The organism is Pseudoalteromonas sp. TB64 (assembly GCF_000498095.1).
GTDB lineage: Bacteria > Pseudomonadota > Gammaproteobacteria > Enterobacterales > Alteromonadaceae > Pseudoalteromonas.
Map to the genome: position 1 here is coordinate 1 of NZ_AUTQ01000104.1, position 514 is coordinate 514.

Annotated in this window: 4 tRNA genes; all 4 read right to left on the reverse strand. The window is 43.8% G+C overall.

Annotated features, from left to right (window positions below):
* Positions 1-25: 25 nt before the first annotated feature.
* The 4 genes from L647_RS0107815 to L647_RS0107830 all read right to left on the reverse strand — a co-directional run bounded on the left by L647_RS0107815 (position 26) and on the right by L647_RS0107830 (position 508).
* Positions 26-100 (reverse strand) — tRNA-Gln (locus L647_RS0107815).
* A gap of 40 nt (positions 101-140) precedes the next feature.
* A tRNA-Leu gene (locus L647_RS0107820) sits at positions 141-225 on the reverse strand.
* Between the two features lie 84 nt (positions 226-309).
* A tRNA-Gln gene (locus L647_RS0107825) sits at positions 310-384 on the reverse strand.
* A 39-nt stretch (positions 385-423) separates the two neighbouring features.
* Positions 424-508, reverse strand: a tRNA-Leu gene (locus L647_RS0107830).
* Positions 509-514 lie beyond the last annotated feature (6 nt).

Genomic DNA, 514 nt, shown 5'->3' on the forward strand with positions numbered 1-514 from the left:
TCCAACTTTCCTTGGTAGAAGAAGTTGGCTGGGATACCAGGATTTGAACCTGGGAATGCCAGGATCAAAACCTGGTGCCTTACCGCTTGGCGATATCCCAACAAAGAATTATTTGATAGTTTTATTTCTTATCAAGAAAATGGTGCGGAAAGAGAGACTTGAACTCTCACAACCGAAGTTACTGGAACCTAAATCCAGCGCGTCTACCAATTCCGCCACTCCCGCATCGTTTGTGTAATAAAACACTGCTGCAATTTTAAACTCTTAGCTGAGCCATTCATTTGTCCAACTTTCCTTGGTAGAAGAAGTTGGCTGGGATACCAGGATTTGAACCTGGGAATGCCAGGATCAAAACCTGGTGCCTTACCGCTTGGCGATATCCCAACAAAGAATTATTTGATAATTTTATTTCTTATCAAGAAATGGTGCGGAAAGAGAGACTTGAACTCTCACAACCGAAGTTACTGGAACCTAAATCCAGCGCGTCTACCAATTCCGCCACTCCCGCATCGTT